General features: G+C 33.4%; 21 protein-coding genes and 2 pseudogenes. 14 read left to right on the top strand and 9 right to left on the bottom strand.

Annotated elements, in window-relative coordinates; all coding sequences use genetic code 11:
- Window positions 1-18 precede the first annotated feature (18 nt).
- Window positions 19-396 carry a winged helix-turn-helix transcriptional regulator gene (locus ACLHDF_RS03130; protein WP_413917565.1) on the bottom strand — a complete coding sequence of 126 codons (378 nt, stop codon included), beginning with the start codon at window positions 394-396 and terminating at the stop codon, window positions 19-21.
- Window positions 397-514: 118 nt separating this feature from the next.
- On the opposite strand from ACLHDF_RS03130, the gene ACLHDF_RS03125 reads away from it, so the two are divergent.
- Complete coding sequence (locus ACLHDF_RS03125; RefSeq protein WP_413917564.1) at window positions 515-1,087, top strand: NAD(P)H-dependent oxidoreductase; 573 nt, start codon at window positions 515-517, stop codon at window positions 1,085-1,087.
- A gap of 178 nt (window positions 1,088-1,265) precedes the next feature.
- Here ACLHDF_RS03125 and ACLHDF_RS03120 read toward each other — a convergent pair whose 3' ends face one another.
- Window positions 1,266-1,616 (bottom strand): winged helix-turn-helix transcriptional regulator, encoded by a 351-nt coding sequence (locus ACLHDF_RS03120; protein WP_413917563.1) that lies wholly within the window; start codon window positions 1,614-1,616, stop codon window positions 1,266-1,268.
- 149 nt (window positions 1,617-1,765) lie between these two features.
- Between ACLHDF_RS03120 and ACLHDF_RS03115 the strand changes: the two genes are divergently transcribed.
- Window positions 1,766-2,350: an NAD(P)H-dependent oxidoreductase gene (locus ACLHDF_RS03115; RefSeq protein WP_413917562.1), complete on the top strand. Its 585-nt coding sequence runs from the start codon at window positions 1,766-1,768 to the stop codon at window positions 2,348-2,350.
- 184 nt (window positions 2,351-2,534) lie between these two features.
- Here ACLHDF_RS03115 and ACLHDF_RS03110 read toward each other — a convergent pair whose 3' ends face one another.
- The gene (locus ACLHDF_RS03110) at window positions 2,535-2,870 is read right to left on the bottom strand and encodes an SPW repeat protein (RefSeq protein WP_413917561.1); all 336 of its coding nucleotides are present in this window, start codon (window positions 2,868-2,870) and stop codon (window positions 2,535-2,537) included.
- Window positions 2,871-3,063: 193 nt separating this feature from the next.
- Here ACLHDF_RS03110 and ACLHDF_RS03105 point away from each other — a divergent pair, with 193 nt between their 5' ends.
- On the top strand, window positions 3,064-3,336 hold the full coding sequence (locus ACLHDF_RS03105) for a DUF3973 domain-containing protein (RefSeq protein WP_413917560.1): 273 nt from the start codon (window positions 3,064-3,066) through the stop codon (window positions 3,334-3,336).
- Window positions 3,337-3,382: 46 nt separating this feature from the next.
- On the opposite strand, the gene ACLHDF_RS03100 is transcribed toward ACLHDF_RS03105, so the two are convergent.
- The gene (locus tag ACLHDF_RS03100) at window positions 3,383-4,024 is read right to left on the bottom strand and encodes a DUF1232 domain-containing protein (protein WP_413917559.1); all 642 of its coding nucleotides are present in this window, start codon (window positions 4,022-4,024) and stop codon (window positions 3,383-3,385) included.
- Between the two features lie 119 nt (window positions 4,025-4,143).
- Between ACLHDF_RS03100 and ACLHDF_RS03095 the strand changes: the two are divergent.
- From ACLHDF_RS03095 to ACLHDF_RS03075, 5 genes and pseudogenes are all read left to right on the top strand, one after another.
- Window positions 4,144-4,725, top strand: a pseudogene (locus ACLHDF_RS03095) (manganese efflux pump).
- 448 nt (window positions 4,726-5,173) lie between these two features.
- The gene (locus ACLHDF_RS03090; RefSeq protein ID WP_413917558.1) at window positions 5,174-5,743 is read left to right on the top strand and encodes an MEDS domain-containing protein; all 570 of its coding nucleotides are present in this window, start codon (window positions 5,174-5,176) and stop codon (window positions 5,741-5,743) included.
- A gap of 197 nt (window positions 5,744-5,940) precedes the next feature.
- Complete coding sequence (locus ACLHDF_RS03085; RefSeq protein WP_413917557.1) at window positions 5,941-6,438, top strand: ankyrin repeat domain-containing protein; 498 nt, start codon at window positions 5,941-5,943, stop codon at window positions 6,436-6,438.
- Window positions 6,439-6,545: 107 nt separating this feature from the next.
- Window positions 6,546-7,039, top strand: a pseudogene (locus ACLHDF_RS03080) (DUF3267 domain-containing protein).
- A 338-nt stretch (window positions 7,040-7,377) separates the two neighbouring features.
- Window positions 7,378-7,896 (top strand): YfiT family bacillithiol transferase, encoded by a 519-nt coding sequence (locus ACLHDF_RS03075; protein ID WP_413917556.1) that lies wholly within the window; start codon window positions 7,378-7,380, stop codon window positions 7,894-7,896.
- 104 nt (window positions 7,897-8,000) lie between these two features.
- On the opposite strand, the gene ACLHDF_RS03070 is transcribed toward ACLHDF_RS03075, so the two are convergent.
- Window positions 8,001-8,207, bottom strand: coding sequence for a small, acid-soluble spore protein, alpha/beta type (locus ACLHDF_RS03070; protein ID WP_413917555.1), 207 nt, complete (start codon window positions 8,205-8,207; stop codon window positions 8,001-8,003).
- 1,025 nt (window positions 8,208-9,232) lie between these two features.
- Here ACLHDF_RS03070 and ACLHDF_RS03065 point away from each other — a divergent pair.
- From ACLHDF_RS03065 to ACLHDF_RS03055, 3 genes are all read left to right on the top strand, one after another.
- Window positions 9,233-9,502, top strand: a complete 270-nt coding sequence (locus ACLHDF_RS03065) for a DUF1292 domain-containing protein (protein ID WP_413917554.1) — start codon at window positions 9,233-9,235, stop codon at window positions 9,500-9,502.
- 18 nt (window positions 9,503-9,520) lie between these two features.
- Window positions 9,521-9,907 carry a hypothetical protein gene (locus ACLHDF_RS03060; RefSeq protein ID WP_413917553.1) on the top strand — a complete coding sequence of 129 codons (387 nt, stop codon included), beginning with the start codon at window positions 9,521-9,523 and terminating at the stop codon, window positions 9,905-9,907.
- A 333-nt stretch (window positions 9,908-10,240) separates the two neighbouring features.
- On the top strand, window positions 10,241-10,876 hold the full coding sequence (locus ACLHDF_RS03055; RefSeq protein WP_413917552.1) for an esterase/lipase family protein: 636 nt from the start codon (window positions 10,241-10,243) through the stop codon (window positions 10,874-10,876).
- Between the two features lie 179 nt (window positions 10,877-11,055).
- Here the strand turns inward: ACLHDF_RS03055 and ACLHDF_RS03050 are convergent, their stop codons facing one another.
- From ACLHDF_RS03050 to ACLHDF_RS03035, 4 genes are all read right to left on the bottom strand, one after another.
- Window positions 11,056-11,214 (bottom strand): hypothetical protein, encoded by a 159-nt coding sequence (locus ACLHDF_RS03050; protein WP_413917551.1) that lies wholly within the window; start codon window positions 11,212-11,214, stop codon window positions 11,056-11,058.
- 84 nt (window positions 11,215-11,298) lie between these two features.
- Entirely contained in the window at window positions 11,299-11,508 is a 210-nt protein-coding gene (locus ACLHDF_RS03045) for an alpha/beta-type small acid-soluble spore protein (RefSeq protein ID WP_013084404.1), read from the bottom strand.
- A 314-nt stretch (window positions 11,509-11,822) separates the two neighbouring features.
- A complete protein-coding gene (locus tag ACLHDF_RS03040) occupies window positions 11,823-12,029 on the bottom strand; it encodes a hypothetical protein (RefSeq protein WP_413917550.1) in 207 nt (68 codons plus the stop codon).
- Window positions 12,030-12,071: 42 nt separating this feature from the next.
- Window positions 12,072-12,236: a hypothetical protein gene (locus ACLHDF_RS03035; protein ID WP_413917549.1), complete on the bottom strand. Its 165-nt coding sequence runs from the start codon at window positions 12,234-12,236 to the stop codon at window positions 12,072-12,074.
- Between the two features lie 187 nt (window positions 12,237-12,423).
- Here ACLHDF_RS03035 and ACLHDF_RS03030 point away from each other — a divergent pair, with 187 nt between their 5' ends.
- The 3 genes from ACLHDF_RS03030 to ACLHDF_RS03020 all read left to right on the top strand — a co-directional run bounded on the left by ACLHDF_RS03030 (window position 12,424) and on the right by ACLHDF_RS03020 (window position 13,825).
- A complete protein-coding gene (locus ACLHDF_RS03030; protein WP_413917548.1) occupies window positions 12,424-12,630 on the top strand; it encodes a hypothetical protein in 207 nt (68 codons plus the stop codon).
- Between the two features lie 97 nt (window positions 12,631-12,727).
- A complete protein-coding gene (locus ACLHDF_RS03025; protein WP_413917547.1) occupies window positions 12,728-12,910 on the top strand; it encodes a hypothetical protein in 183 nt (60 codons plus the stop codon).
- A gap of 171 nt (window positions 12,911-13,081) precedes the next feature.
- Window positions 13,082-13,825 (top strand): HAD family hydrolase, encoded by a 744-nt coding sequence (locus tag ACLHDF_RS03020; protein ID WP_413917546.1) that lies wholly within the window; start codon window positions 13,082-13,084, stop codon window positions 13,823-13,825.
- Window positions 13,826-13,897: the final 72 nt, after the last annotated feature.

Here is a 13,897-nt window from a genome sequence, read left to right as displayed (position 1 = left end):
AATAAATGTATTTCATGTTCAAATTTCTTCTTTTTCTATTGTTCTGGCAGTAGTAATTCTGTTTTTATGCTTTTCTCCCCAGTCTTTCATCAGTAAAATGATTGGTTCTAGAGATCTTCCGAATTCTGTTAAAGAGTACTCTACTTTTGGAGGGATTTCTTTATAAATTTCACGGTGAACAATCCCGTCTTTTTCTAATTCCCTTAATTGTAAAGTCAGCATCCGCTGTGTAATGCCAGGATAAAGTTTTCGGAACTCATTAAAACGTTTCTTTCCGTCAATGAGATGATAGAGTATAATTCCTTTCCATTTCCCGCCTATTACATCTAATGTGGTTTCAACTGGGCACCCGACTTTACTGGGTGAATAATTAAATCCTACTTTTTTGTTTCTCATCCATTTCCCTCCCTATAGTATACAGTTTTATACTATGTTTAATTAATGTGCGTACTTCCTCTAATTTATTACAAAATATACAATATAATCATATCAAAAATAACAAGGAGGTACATAAATGAAAACATTAGTGCTCATTGCACATCCAAATATTGAATCTTCTCGAGTAAATAAAATGTGGAAGGAAGCTGTTTTGAGTCAAACAGATTTAACTGTTCATGATCTCTATGACAAATATGATGATCAACCCATTGATGTGGAATTTGAACAACAACTACTTCTTGCCCATGATCGTATTGTTTTTCAGTTTCCACTGTATTGGTATAGTAGTCCTCCGCTTTTAAAACAGTGGTTTGATGAAGTGTTTACCTTTGGCTGGGCCCATGGTCCTGGCGGAACGAAGCTGACCGGAAAGGAGTGGGTATTGGCTATTTCTATCGGTTCGCCTGAACATTCTTATCAAGCGGGCGGTTATAATTTATTTTCAGTAAGCGAATTAACAAAGCCGTTCCAGGCATCTGCTAGTTTAGTTGGCATGATCTATCTTCCTCCTTTTGTTGAATATCGGTCAAATAAAATTAGTGACTATGATATCATGCAAAGTGCAATTCGATACGTAAAGCATATTACAAATACCGAATTAAATCCGAAAATTCGTCTTCGTAACTATTTAAAACAACTGGCTGAATAAAATATTGGAAACTGGCTTTGAAAAATTAGGATAAATAATTTAATATTATCGGGAATTTCTTTAAGGGACTAGTTTTTATATAGAAATTAAAGAGCACCCTATAGAATAGCAGGGTGCTCTTTAGCTTATTCCTATAAGGCACATCACGGTAACTCAACGTGCACTAAGAAATAGAAGCTTATTTTGATTGCCTTTTTAAATGCTTTTTGCTCCATTCACCCATACTATACAAAATAGGGATAAAGCTTTGTCCTAAAGGGGTTAAAGAGTATTCCACTTTCGGAGGAACTTCTTTATATACTTCCCTATGAACCATATTATCTTTTTCCAATTCCCTTAATTGACGTGTTAAGATTCCTTTTGAAATAGTAGGTAACAGCCTTTGAAGTTCATTAAACCTTCTTGTTTTTATACTTAAATGCCATAGAAGAATGATTTTCCATTTTCCTGCAATAATATCTTGTGTTTGGGTAACAGGACAAACTTCTTTATGTTCTTCTGGAGGATCACTAAAAAAAGCTCTTGCCACTATAAATCCCTCCCTTTCTCAATAGTACTATTTTTGTGACTATGTCATAAAAAAATGCCTACTTTTAAAAAAATGTCTAAAATTATACTATTAGATTAAAGCTAATAGGTAAATGAAAATTAAAAAGTTATAGATGGAGGTTCTTCATTATGAAACATCTTATTGTATATGCACATCCTAATCCTGAAAGTTTAAATCATGCTATTTTAGATACAGCAGTTAATACTTTAAAGAAAAATGGACACGAAGTTGTTGTACGCGATTTGTATAAACTTGACTTTCAACCTGTTTTAAAGCCGGAAGATACAGAAGCTATGAAGGCAGGGAAAATACCTAATGATATTAAAGTAGAACAAGAATTTATTTCTGAAGCGGATATCATCACCTTTATTTATCCTATTTGGTGGACAGGACTTCCTGCCATCCTTAAAGGTTATGTCGATCGAGTATTCGCATATGAGTTTGCCTATGCTTCTGAAGAAGAAGGAATTGTGAAGCTATTAAAAGGCAAAAAAGGGCTCATTATTAACACTCATGGTACCCCTAATGAAGTTTACGACAGCATTGGTATGACTGCAGGCCTGAAAGTGACATCTGACATTGGAATATTTGATTTTACAGGAATTGAGACGGTAGACCATTTACTATTTGGAAGTATTGGATACCTTGATAAGGAAGCGTATAAAGATATGTTAAGAAAAGTTGAAGATAAAATTCATTATCACTTCTCATAACCTAGAAAAAAGACTGCCAAATTAGGCAGTCTTTTTGAATTTATATTTTATAACGTTCCTCAAAGTTTTGTTGTATTGAATAGAACAATGTAGGCTTTTCTGCTACAAGAATTGCTTATCACATAGGTCGATGCGTTGCGGCATCATGAATAGTTTAAGTAAATGATGGAATATTATTCACTCTTTAACTGACAGCTTTTAGTTTTGATTTAGAGCTCAAGCTCCATAAGCTAAATATTACTGTCATTAACCCAAGTATGATGCTAGACCAAAGTACCCCATCTGTTAATGAATAAATAAAGGGAAAAAGGATAAACAACAATCCAGTAATGAGTGAAATCCAGTTTTGCCATGAATTCCATCCAGGTTTATTAGCTCCCCAAGAGGACATGATAACTTGAAGAATTCCAAATACAATACTTGATGAAGTAGCTCCTGCATCGTATGAAAACCCAAGCATCCAAGGGGCTAAAATAAACCAGATACCAATTACAGCGTTCACAAAACCTCTTGTTTTCATCATTATCCCTCCTCAAAGTATGCCACTCTTCATGCTGTCATTATTAAACTATATGTTTGTAAATGACGTGTGTTGAGTATTTTTCAACGTTTGATGAGGTTTTTTCAAATTTTAATGTAGGAACAAGCACTTCTTTTGATGAGTTCTCATAAGATGTTTCAAAATCAAGTATAAGAAAGAGAGTGGAAAACAAATGTACTATTGTGTAACTTGCTGCAGATTGCAAAATGAGAAATTTATTAAGAGTAAGTTGTTTGAAAATGGATTTTATATAGATCCATTTTTAGGAGAGAAAATCCCTTTAGGTATGTGTGCGCATAGGTGTAATCATAATCAATGCAAACCATGTGAAAAAGAAAAAGTTGTAGAAAAGATCATTCCAAAAGAATTATCTAAAGTAAAGAAAGCAATAGAATATTTACCCGCCCATCGTCGTGACCAAGAGAAAGTTCCATTTTCACACTAAATATAGATAACTACGCCGCCTTCAATTCACTTAACATCAGGCAGTTTTATTCTGTAAGTTGATTCATTACCAGCTGTACAGCTATTGCATCGTCTAAATAGCCGATTGGAAAGACATAGTCTGGAATGATATCGGTAGGCAAAATAAAATATAATAGCGCACTTCCTAATATAGAGCGCTTAGCAGCTGAGGTTTCTTCATGACAATATTCAAGATACATTTGCTTTAATTGGTCAATGAAGGTACCAACACTGCCTACTTGCTCTATTTTGGTTTGAAAGTTATTACAAATCATGTTGTGTCCTTCATCTGTCTGTGCATATTGCTTATATTTTGTTAGTTCTTGTTTTACACGTTCAATCGTAAAGTTTGTATCCACAATATTAAAAGATTTAAGTATTTCTTGAATTTTATCAATAGAGTAATAAATGTCTGTTTCTAACTCATTTTCTCGATTGTTTGAAGAAACTCCAGCAGGGTCAATTAATGCTTCAAGAGGAGTATTTAAATAATGCGCAAATTGCTTTAAATGATGTAGATTTGCCTGCTGCTTTCCATTTATAATCCGTGAAATAGTTGCCGTATCAATCCCCGTAAGTGAGCTAAGTTTCCTCATGGATAAAGAATTTTCCTTTAGTAAAGACCTTAATAACAAACCAAGACTTTGTTCATTTTGGATGTTAGACATCACTATTCACCTCTTTATATTTTTCAATGCGTAGTAATCATTTTATTGAAGGTTTATCAACAATATATGCAGAAAGTAAGCAAATTTCCTCAACATTATCATCAAAAGGAGAATGTAAAATGCAATGGTTATTCATATTAGGTTTTGCAATATCGTCAAGCGTAGATAATTTTGGCGTAGGAATATCTTATGGAGTGCGAAAGATAAGAATAAAGTGGCTTTCTAATTTACTGATCGCAACTATTTGTTTCCTGTTTAGCATGATGGGGATTATATTTGGAAGGTAGATTTCAACGATTTTACCAGGAGTGTTCCATGTTATTGTAGCCGTCGTATTATTAACGCTAATTGGGATTCGAATTATTTTATTAGTTGGATCTCAAAGAAATAACGGAATTGATGAATTAGGTAGTACGGGTCAAGAAAAAGTACGATATATTGGATGGATCGAAAGCAGTGTCCTGGGTGTTGCACTTTCAGCGAATGCACTTACGAATGGTCTAGGGGCTGGTTTACTTGGTTTATCACCTTTAGCTATTTCGCTTACATCAGCATTTGGTAGTTTTATAACAGTATGGTTAGGAGTAATGGTGGGGCAAAAAGCAGCAAATGTTCAAATTGGAAAGTTTACATTAGGTCAATTTGGAACGTTAATAAGCGGGATTACGATTTTAATCGTAGCCTTTACTCAAGTTTTCTAAAAGAAGAGACGCCGCTTATTAAAGTAAGTGGCGTTTTTTCGTAACTAGTTTCGCATAGGCTATACAAACTAAAAAATAGATATCTAATCTTCTTATTTATACATAGGAAGTAATGCTACATGAGAATTTATTTAATGAAAGGATAGGTAAACTTAATTTCGTAATCCTTTCTTGTTAGGGTTTAATCGTATTTGAAAATGGGTATGGTATTCCTTAGTAATGATAATCGGCTTGGTAGCGTACATGACGAACCGACTAAACTTTATACCATTTGCAATAAAATTGATACACGATTCTAAAAGAGAGCCGTCTACCCCAAAACAGAGTGGAAAACATCCAGTTTTGACAGACAAGAATGCAAAGCATAGAATTGTTCTAACGAATAGACACTTCACTATTTTAAGAGTCTTAAAATTTAGGTTGATTTTATATAAGGGAGCGTACACACTTGAAAAATCAGTTTGCTCAATTAATAGAGAAAAATGAAAGCGTTCATATTTACTATAATATTGACGATATGAGAAGTTACTTAGACAATCTTGTGTCTTATATTGGTTCAGGGATTGAACAGGAGAGACATACTTTAGTTATAGAAAGTGAAAGACTAATTCCGTTGATTTTTAAAAAATTAGAGGGAGTTCTAACTAAAGACCAATTAACATATATACATACCATTAATAATTTTGATTATTACTGTTCAAGTGGAAGTTTTCAGCCTGCTATAATTTTCGAACACCTTTCTAAAAATTTAGGGCTTTTCTATAAAAACAATATATCCTTTCAAATATGGGCTCATGTAGAATGGGGACAACAAGAAGGAATTATACCTATTTTAGAAGAGTTTGAAAATGAAGCAGACAAATTAGTAAATAAAGGCGGATTATATTTAGTATGCGCTTATGATGAAGAAAGAGTACCAGAAGTTCTTAAACTTGCTTTAATGAAATGTCATCCATACTTAATTTTAGAAAAAAAAATTACTCCATCCAGTTTATATATAACGACAGACGCAGTGTAATTAATATGGTGCCTAGCATTTACTTTTAAAAAGCAAATGTAAATAGAGAACAAATAAAAGAGCCTTTTTCAAGGCTCTTTTATTTGTTGGTTTCCAAACGGTGATTATGGTAACTAAGGGTGTATATCGTATTTATTCACTAACCTATGATAAAATGGAAATATAACGAAATTATTTCCATATATTGGGGGTGTGAAATGGAATATATTGATCAAATAACAAATGCTGCAGTGAATGGAGAGAGTAAAGAGATAAGAATTTTGTTAAATAAAGAGCCATCTTTACTTAACGCTTTTAATTCAGATGGATGGACGCCTTTACATTTAGCTTGTTATTTTGGACAAATGGATAGTGCCAGGTTATTGTTGTCATTGGGGGCTGATATTCATGCTAAAGCTAAAAATTCTAATGAAAACATGCCGCTTCATGCAGCAGTAGCAAATAAGCAAATTCAAGCTGTAGATTTGTTGCTTACAAAAGGTGCAGATGTAAATGCAAAACAAAGCGGAGGATGGACTAGCCTTCACGAGGCCTCTTTACTAGGAGATGAAGGTATGATTAAACTTCTTATAGAAAATGGGGCAGATATCAAAATACAAAAAGATGATGGTAAAACACCTTTAGAGGTTGCATTAGAGAAAAAACAAGAAAGCACAGTTCATTTACTTACTCAGTATTTAAATAACAAAGCTTAATATATTAGGAGATTTTATGTTAAAACAAACGTGAAATTAGCTGAAGTTTACATGAGGGAGGATGAACCCTTATCATTATTTGGTTTTGCCACTGACCACAAATAAATATGGACTTTTCTGAATGGACGCCTTTTATACAGAATACGTGATATCGAAAACATTATATGAAGTTTGTATATTTACTTCAAATTATTATTCTACTGATACCCTATTTCTTTGGAGCAAGCTTCACTCACATCAATCTATTTTATCTCATCGTAATAGGGGTTTTTGTCTTCATTATCCACGAATGTCTGCACATTTAGTCATACATAACAAAGGTGATACCAGCTTAACATTTAGCGGAATATTTTTCTGGTTAAATACAAATGCCATTCTATCCAAAACGAGATATTGGATCTTTATGAGTTTGCCTTTTATTGTAATATCGGTAGTCCCTGCTGTTATGTCACTCTATATATCAGGAAATGCTAAATCAATCCTATTATTTATATGTTGGATAAACGGATTCATTTCTGCTTCAGACATCTATAATTCATTTTTAATTGCCATTAAACCGAAGAACTCCGTTTTTTGCAGAGGTTATTATCAAGTAAAGTAGTAGTAAATGGGGTTATCTATAAATTTATATTAGCACCTAAGAAAAGGAGCTCTGATAAGTAAATAGATGCTCTTTTTGTAGAAATAGCTTTTATAATCACTGCTCATTGTACTCACCTCAACTTAATTTTACGGCAAGTTTATCTATATGTTTATTGTTTGAATTAAAAGTTCTATTGATTTAGAGAAATATTTATATGATAGATTTTATAGTAAAGATAAGATTTTTTACTTTATTTGTAACATTTTATTCGAATAGAAAATTATGAATACTTGGATTTATATATAACTAAACTTGCTATAATAGATATTAATACAAATAGAAAGGGATGAGGAAATATGTTTAATCAATATCCTATTGGGAAATTTATAGCGAAAGAAAATATTCAGAAAGACGATATTCAAGACTGGATTCGTGACATTGGAGATGCACCAAACCAATTAGCTGATGCTGTAGAAGGGCTGACAAACGAGCAATTAGCTACACCTTATCGAGAAGGCGGTTGGAAATTAAGTCAAGTTGTCCATCATTTAGCTGACTCCCATTTAAACGCTTATACCCGTTTTAAATTAGGTTTAACAGAGCAAGCGCCTACTATTAAGGCATATGATGAAGTGGCTTGGTCAACTCTATCTGATAATGATTTATCTATAGAAGTCTCTCTCCAACTTTTTGCGGCTTTACATAAGCGTCTTCATAAATTGTTAAGCTCGCTTAATGAAAAAGATTTGAAGAAAATGATCTACCATCCTGAAAACGGGGAAGTGACGATTGAGCAATTGATAGCTACTTATGCTTGGCATGGGAAGCACCATATTGCTCATATTACGACATTAAGAAATCAAAGAGGATGGTAGAAGCGCATCCAACGTATGCGACATTAAAAAAACTACGGAATTCTTTATGTGTAAAAGGAAGAATGGATACCCACTCTTCCTTCAGCCATTATTATAAAATTGTCTTAGAAACGTCCGCCGCCAAGTTGTTGCTCAGCCATTTGTACAAGACGTTTTGTGATTTCGCCACCTACTGATCCGTTTGCACGTGCAGTTGTATCAGCGCCAAGGTTTACACCAAATTCGCTCGCGATTTCATACTTCATTTGATCGATTGCTTGTTCAGCACCGTATACTAATAATTCATTGTTATTACCGCTGTTATTTGACATATTCTTTCACCTCCCCTGATTGTATGCCATTATCATGTGTATTAAGCAAAATCACATACAAGGAAAGTATTGACTGAATAAAAGATATTTCAATTGTAATAATAAAGACAGTAGTGATGGATATATTTCTCTCCACAAATTATCGAAATACCTCCTTCATTTCCTTGTTATCTAATATATAGCTGCCATGTGGAAAGAGGATTGCAATTGCAATCCTCTTTTTAGAAAAAATTAACTTATTAATTAAAAGATGATGGCCTCTACTTATGAAAGAGTACCTTCTTGTAATAAAAAAAGTTAAAATTCACAATTAAATCCAAGCTAAATATGGATGGGAATATTAATGAAAAAGCAAATTATTTACTTTATAAGGTACCATTTTATCTCTTTCAACATGCGTATAACTCTGCTCTTGGGGGAAAGGGGCATTTAAAAAACTAAAATAGAGAATAAACCTGTTTTAGTCAGTATAGGTTCATTTTATACTTGTGAAGACCATGCTCACCAGAAGCTAACCATAGCTATTCAACAAGGTGTTAAAGATTACCATAAACGAAAAGTGAAACAATCAATACAAGGAAATATATTAATGTTTATTTCTATACGGAGCATAAAATTAAAAAATGCAAGAGAGGAAGAGGTTGTATTGTCAAAGAAACGTCAGAAAAAAGAATATTGTAAAAAGTGTAGAAAAGAAACTATACATACTCTTACAGAAGATGCTTTAGAAATTAATTGTTATTGCCATGAATGTCATTCACAACAAGATATTATAAAAACGTTTTTTTAATCATTTCTTACAGTTGTACTCTCCAATAGACGAATAAATACCTATTTTCAGCTCTTTAAAAAAGTGACTTTATGCGGAGAAGAAAAGGAGATGATTTTTAAGAGATCTCCTTTTAGATATAGCATTAACGTAACCCAATACTCTCTTTTTGCTATTAAATCTCATTTTTATACTTATAGAAGCGAAAAAGAATGGATAAAGTAATCGGGAAGATTTTGATGGAGGTGAGTGAAAAGTGAACAGTAGGGAAAGAGACTATATAACAATTGAAGATGAAAAAGGTATTGAAAAACAATATGCGGTTGAGGCTTTATTTAACATGAGAGATCGGAATTATGCTTTGTTACAATCGAATGAGGATGAGGAAGCGCTGTTAATGCGTGTTGAAGATGATGATGGTGAACAATATCTTGTTGGACTGAATGATTCCGAGGAACGTGAATCCATTTTAGATGCTTACCAAATCGCCGTAGAGGCTACACCTGCTGATAAAGAATTTCGCTAATTTTATGAGGAGTACTTTATGAAAAAGAAAATTGTAGATGCAACTCATTTAGAGCAAAAAATGCAGATTGAAAAAGTTATCAACGGAATGACTTTTACGAAGAATTTTCGATCTGCTACAGCAGAAGAATGGTACGTATTTCTTCCAGGTTATGAAGATCCAAGAACGAGTGGAGCAGCAGGAAAAGCAATGATTCATTATAACCTTTATGGAAATAGAGATGTGTTTATTAACACCACAGTTATTTTAGATGATCCAGCACTGTTTAGAGCAGAAACCCATTCTCTTGTTTATGCAATTGCAGATGAGCTGGTCAATAGGCTTGTTGGCTATGCTGACACCTTGCTGTCGGTTCATGCAGGTGAAAACTCTTTTGATGCAGAGTATAAACAAAACAATAATTAACCTTAATTGCTTCAATAGATGTTTGGACGTAATCATTTTATTTGCAATGCTCATACATTTTATATTAATAAGTGCGATAAGGTTTTTTACAGGTTAATTTATAGTACGGATCTCTCAGAATTATTTCTGAGGGATTTTTTTATGCAATTATAAAAAGAAGCTAACATAATAGAAGTGGGCGTTGCTTTTTGTTATATAAACTATAAAAAATACTCGTAGATAACACATCGATATGGATATAAATAACCGAAAAGTATAAGTTTTTCATATTGAGGTTTGTATATATAATCTATAGATGTTGTTAATGACATATTTGTGAGGAGGAAATAAGAAATGAAGAAAACGTTTGTCTCGTTCATTTTTGCTTTATCCTTAATTGTATCGGCTTTAGGAATTCAGCCTTCGAGTGCTAAAGCTGAATCAACAAGCCATAATCCGGTTATTCTTGTTCATGGAATAAGCGGTGCGTCCTATAACTTTATTGCCATTAAAAACTATTTAATCGCTCAAGGATGGGATCGCAATAATCTTTATGCCATTGATTTTGCAGATAAGACAGGCAATAATTTTAATAATGGACCTCAGCTTGCTCGATATATTGATCAAGTTTTGAAAGAGACAGGAGCTAAGAAGATAGATATCGTTGCTCATAGCATGGGAGGAGCGAACACGCTGTACTATATTAAATATTTAGGGGGAGGAGATAAGATTGAAAATGTCGTGACGTTAGGAGGAGCAAATGGTTTAGTTTCTTCTACTGCACTCCCAGGTACAGATCCCAATCAAAAAATTCTTTATACGTCGATCTACAGCATAAATGATCAAATTGTTGTTAATAGTCTCTCTAGGTTGCAAGGAGCAAGAAATATTCAGCTTTATGGCATTGGCCATATTGGACTGCTTTCAAATAGTCAGGTTAACACATACATAAAAGAAGGGCTGAACGGCGGGGGACAAAATACAAACTAACTATTTTCTAGGTGTACAAGATAGGTTCGATTTTATATAGTAGACTTTTGGATTTTATTTTTCAAAAGCAGGTCTCGCATCGAATAGACTAGATTGCTAAAAGTACCTCGGTTAATCGGGGTACTTTTTTTAGGTTCTTGTATAAAAATTTCATGATTAAAAACCGCTCAAATTGGTTTTTAATCGCGCATTGCGCCCGCCTCTCGAGAAGTCATTGCGCCTTGTCCTTCACTTACATCTTTTTGGATTTCCTGTTTTACTTTTTGTGCATCTGTTTCAGAAGCTGCTGATTTTTCATTAAAACCTACATTTCCTTTAGCTGACTGATTCCCCTGCATATAATCTCTCCTTCCTTTTTTATTCGTACAAAAAGGAAGAATGGAAATCCATTCTTCCTTCAGCCATCACGTTATAAAGTTGTCTTAGAAACGTCCGCCGCCAAGTTGTTGCTCAGCCATTTGTACAAGACGTTTTGTGATTTCGCCACCTACTGATCCGTTTGCGCGTGCAGTTGTATCAGCACCAAGGTTTACACCAAATTCGCTCGCGATTTCGTATTTCATTTGATCGATTGCTTGCTCAGCACCGTATACTAATAATTCGTTGTTGTTGCTGCTTTTGTTGTTTGCCATGTTGTGTCACCTCCTTTTTTTTCTTAAGATTCCTATTGTGGAAGAAATATATTCATGGTAAATAGTGGATGTATATTTCTTTACTTCATTGGCATATTAATCTTTAGAAACAACCGACACTGTAAAAAGTGGGATTAGATGTTTCATTTCCTTGTGCTTAAAAACTAAACACTTGCCATGTGTAGAAGAGAGGATGACAGTTCGTTTGTCATTCTTTTTTCATGTTCATGTGTCTACTATTTGAATGACAAAAGACTAACTCTTTAAAGAGTTAGTCTTTGGCTTAATAAAAATGATTGCTTTTTATAGCTATTTTAAGAATTGTGTTTATTTATTCTACCCATTGCTTCTTGAACTGCATTTACAACAAATGGATCTTTTTCTTTCAAATCATTCACGCTAATTTCACCTGATTGTAAACCTCTGCAAATTTCATGGATGTCTTCTTCAATTGTAATCGGCAGCTTATTCTCTGTAAGCATGTTACTTAATTCATTTGCTAGCATTTTTTGTTGATCCATGGGACGTCCTCCTCGTCATATAAAAGTATAAAGTGATCAAACTTATTTATTTTCTCTTCCGTCTTGTTGATTCTGTACTTTTTCAATCCCAGTGTTTGATTCAAATCCGACTCTATAAGTTCCGGGCTTATGCTGCTTTACTGACTCTGGCATTTGATACTGCTTTAAATCATCCTGAAACTGTCGTGTGCTTGGATTTCCTTCCACTAATATTCCTCCTCTTTAAATTAGATTTTGACGGTTTAGTTTCCCCATTTAGTAAAACAATTAAGCATTTTAAATATGTCTCCCTTGTAACAAATATCTAATTAATTCGGATGAAATAAAAATATAACTTAACCTTCCACTTATTTTCTCTTCAAACTTTCGAATAATAGGACTAGGAGGTGTTTTTATGCCAAAGAAAGACTTTGAAGGCGTTGATAATTCAGGAAGTCTAGAAAGAGTTGATTATAACAACTATAAAAATAAAGATAGCAATAATAATCCTACACTTAATCGTATTGTCGAAGAAGATGGTCGCGCTCTTGATCCGCGAGAAACATTAGAAAATTTTTTTACGGACCTTGAAGGTGAAGATCCACAAGAAATTACAACCTAATAAAGACACAGGGAACGTATATATTTTCATTAGAGAACTTGCTGTTAACGAGTTGAAATAATTAAAAAAATGAATGCTATTAGTAGAGGTGCAGTTAATGTTGCATACAAAAAATGAACAAACAACGTATATGTATGATCCGTTCACTATACAAGGTCTTGAAATGACTATATCTAAAGAAGACGAAGACACCGAGTCACTAATAAATCGTTCAGGATTAAGTACTTCTACGTTCAAAACAAATATGAATAGAGAACATTTTGAACGATATATTTACTAGCAGGAATATCCTGTAGCTTTTTATTTTATAAAAAGATCCTTCTATTTTATATGCTAGAAGGGTCTTTCCCCTAAAATTTCACTTTAGTTTTAGGTATGGATAGTCAATAAAAATCGTTATTATTTTTTGCATATACTGCTTCGACATCAATTATAGAAAGGATTCAAAGAAATGCAGAGGCAAACATTAATTTTTAATTTAGACGATACGCTTGTTCACTGTAATAAATATTTTAGAGATACAATAAATCATTTCGTGGCTCAATTGCAGGAATGGTTTGAGAATCTAACTAAAGAAGAAATAAAGAAAAAGCAATTAGAGATAGATCTAAAAAGCATCGAAACATATGGCCTTCATTCTTCACGTTTTCCAGAATCATTAGTAGCTACTTATTTATTTTTTAGTGAACAAACTAATCAAGATATTCGTGAAGATAGAGTGGAAAAGGTCAAAAAAATTGGTCAAAGTGTATTTGAAGTGCCGGTAGAACCTTTACCAGATATGTATGAAGTATTAGATAATCTTAAAGAACAAGGCCATAATCTCTATTTACACACAGGTGGCGACGAGGAAAATCAGAGCAGAAAAATCGTTCAGCTAGAGCTGGCTAAATACTTTGAAAAAAGGGTGTTTATTTCTGAACACAAAAATACGCCTGCACTAAAAGAAATACTAAACCAAATTAATTACGACCCCAAAAAGACTTGGATGATCGGAAATTCATTAAAAACGGATATAAGACCAGCGGTGGAAGTGGGGATACATGCGATTCACGTACCTTCTGAACTAGAGTGGAGTTACAACCAAGTTGAAATTGATATTAAGCCAAAAGGCAATTTGATAACCGTTAATTCATTGATGGAGGTTCCAGAAATCATCCAAAAGCATGCTCAAAAAACGGTTTTGTCCACATAAGATTACGTAATATTTCAATAAAATGTGCGTGAGCAGTTAACCGATGATTTACAAGCACTTGGTACAATAGTA

It is taken from the genome of Priestia megaterium (assembly GCF_046599315.1).
GTDB lineage: Bacteria > Bacillota > Bacilli > Bacillales > Bacillaceae_H > Priestia > Priestia megaterium_F.
Note: the sequence above shows the minus strand (reverse complement) of the source record. Positions and strands in the feature narration are given on the sequence as shown.

What these genes read in the sequence shown, in the direction of transcription:
- ACLHDF_RS03030 (WP_413917548.1), top strand. Translation starts at nt 12,424, where the DNA reads ATGCCAAAGAAAGACTTTGAAGGCGTTGATAATTCAGGAAGTCTAGAA.
- ACLHDF_RS03020 (WP_413917546.1), top strand. Translation starts at nt 13,082, where the DNA reads ATGCAGAGGCAAACATTAATTTTTAATTTAGACGATACGCTTGTTCAC.
- ACLHDF_RS03125 (WP_413917564.1), top strand. Translation starts at nt 515, where the DNA reads ATGAAAACATTAGTGCTCATTGCACATCCAAATATTGAATCTTCTCGA.
- ACLHDF_RS03070 (WP_413917555.1), bottom strand. Translation starts at nt 8,207, where the DNA reads ATGTCAAATAACAGCGGTAATAACAATGAATTATTAGTATACGGTGCT.
- ACLHDF_RS03075 (WP_413917556.1), top strand. Translation starts at nt 7,378, where the DNA reads ATGTTTAATCAATATCCTATTGGGAAATTTATAGCGAAAGAAAATATT.
- ACLHDF_RS03130 (WP_413917565.1), bottom strand. Translation starts at nt 396, where the DNA reads ATGAGAAACAAAAAAGTAGGATTTAATTATTCACCCAGTAAAGTCGGG.
- ACLHDF_RS03100 (WP_413917559.1), bottom strand. Translation starts at nt 4,024, where the DNA reads ATGTCTAACATCCAAAATGAACAAAGTCTTGGTTTGTTATTAAGGTCT.
- ACLHDF_RS03060 (WP_413917553.1), top strand. Translation starts at nt 9,521, where the DNA reads ATGAAAAAGAAAATTGTAGATGCAACTCATTTAGAGCAAAAAATGCAG.
- ACLHDF_RS03110 (WP_413917561.1), bottom strand. Translation starts at nt 2,870, where the DNA reads ATGAAAACAAGAGGTTTTGTGAACGCTGTAATTGGTATCTGGTTTATT.
- ACLHDF_RS03105 (WP_413917560.1), top strand. Translation starts at nt 3,064, where the DNA reads ATGTACTATTGTGTAACTTGCTGCAGATTGCAAAATGAGAAATTTATT.
- ACLHDF_RS03115 (WP_413917562.1), top strand. Translation starts at nt 1,766, where the DNA reads ATGAAACATCTTATTGTATATGCACATCCTAATCCTGAAAGTTTAAAT.
- ACLHDF_RS03025 (WP_413917547.1), top strand. Translation starts at nt 12,728, where the DNA reads ATGTTGCATACAAAAAATGAACAAACAACGTATATGTATGATCCGTTC.
- ACLHDF_RS03045 (WP_013084404.1), bottom strand. Translation starts at nt 11,508, where the DNA reads ATGGCAAACAACAAAAGCAGCAACAACAACGAATTATTAGTATACGGT.
- ACLHDF_RS03050 (WP_413917551.1), bottom strand. Translation starts at nt 11,214, where the DNA reads ATGCAGGGGAATCAGTCAGCTAAAGGAAATGTAGGTTTTAATGAAAAA.
- ACLHDF_RS03040 (WP_413917550.1), bottom strand. Translation starts at nt 12,029, where the DNA reads ATGGATCAACAAAAAATGCTAGCAAATGAATTAAGTAACATGCTTACA.
- ACLHDF_RS03055 (WP_413917552.1), top strand. Translation starts at nt 10,241, where the DNA reads ATGAAGAAAACGTTTGTCTCGTTCATTTTTGCTTTATCCTTAATTGTA.
- ACLHDF_RS03085 (WP_413917557.1), top strand. Translation starts at nt 5,941, where the DNA reads ATGGAATATATTGATCAAATAACAAATGCTGCAGTGAATGGAGAGAGT.